At 41.7% G+C, this 1,544-nt stretch carries 1 protein-coding gene; it reads right to left on the reverse strand.

The genetic code is table 11. The features are described from left to right. Positions 1-1,544, reverse strand: a 1,544-nt coding sequence (locus tag C7H19_RS26075) for an Ig-like domain-containing protein (protein WP_245927804.1), incomplete at both ends; no start/stop codon positions are given.

Consider the following 1,544-nt stretch of genomic DNA (forward strand, 5'->3'; position numbering starts at 1 on the left):
AGAAGCACTAAACCCATCGGATGCCATTAACTCAAAAGAAGCCAGCCCAGTATAACCTAAAATCGGCTTAAACCACGCCGTTTGTCCATCTTCTCTCAAAATCACTGTTCCATTAACTGGATTAACCATCTTCCAAAAAATGGCATCTCCTTCAGGATCACTTGCTAAAGTTCCAACAGGAATCGATACACCTAAATCTTGATGAGTCAGAACAGAAGTACCATTAACAACCGGCGCTCGATTAGCACTAAAACCATAATTACTTCCCAAAATTTGTAGATCAGCCCCAGACAACACCCCATCCCGATTTACATCCACATCACCTAGATAATTGCCCCCAGAGATTGCTGATGAAAGCAATTGAAGATCCACCCCATCCACCTGTCCATCGTGGTTCAAATCCCCAGCAATAGAGAGTTTAAACTGAACATCACCTAACCCATTGAGTTCGAGTAAATTTAATCCAGACTGTTGCATCGCAAACAGAGCAAAAGCCGATTGAACATTTGTTTGGGTCGCAATAGGCGTTATTCCCACAATTTTAGGTAAAAGAGCGCTTCCTTGAACATCCACACTTAAAAGAACCGTTCCCGTCGCTGTGGAACTTAACTCAGAATCTCTAAGACTAAAACTATAAAGGCTGCGCTCGTTTACAAAACCATTAATCACCGAACCTGTAAACTGACTAACACTGCCTAAATCAGCCGAAGAGTGCGAAATTACTGGCGTAGCACCGTAGGAGATTACTTTTCCAGGTTCTCCCGTTACTAAAATTAATTTATCTTCTGCATAACCATAACGAGTCGATGTACCCAATTGTAAATTCTGTGCGGAGATTAACTGCCCATCAAAATCGTAGCTGTAGACGAGCTTTGTTCCATCGGGTGCTGTAATAAAAGTTAATCTTCCCATTGCATCTTTGATAAAACGAATTGTTTCACCAGATGAAGCCGTAATCCCGCTATCACTATAAAATAAACGATCGCCATTTGAGACAACTTGCTCGATCACCTTTCCAGAGGCATTCAAGTGGTAAAGTGTTCCATCAGGTGCCGTCAGAGTAAAAGCTTTTTCATTGGGACTGCTAGGATGATAAGGTTTCGCCGTCACTAAATCATAAAATTTTGAACCAGCAGAAGTCAATAAAGTTTCAGCCGACTCAAGCGTATAATCCACGCCCGCATCAGCCACCCAAGCGGGAGTATAATAAGTTAATCCCGTAATTGACTGCTCTACTGGAGCAAAAGTAAAACCGACTCTTCGGCTATCGGGTAAAGTTAAATACAGCCTTGTTCCAACTTCAAAAGCCGCAAAAATCCCTAAATATTCTTGTCTTGTACTCGGCACATTCGTCTGCAAATCTGTTTCTAGATTAGCTAACTGCCAACCTTGACCAAAACTGCCCATTTCATCATGAGAGAGCGAATCGTAGCGACGCACTAAGTTAAGCGTTGTTCCGCCTAAATTAACTGATAAATCGGTTTGAGATTGAGAATACTGACTAGATTTCACCAAACTATTGACTTCTACAACAATTTGTGCTA

Origin of the sequence: Aphanothece hegewaldii CCALA 016 (genome assembly GCF_003007785.1) — a bacterium.
GTDB lineage: Bacteria > Cyanobacteriota > Cyanobacteriia > Cyanobacteriales > Microcystaceae > Chroococcus > Chroococcus hegewaldii.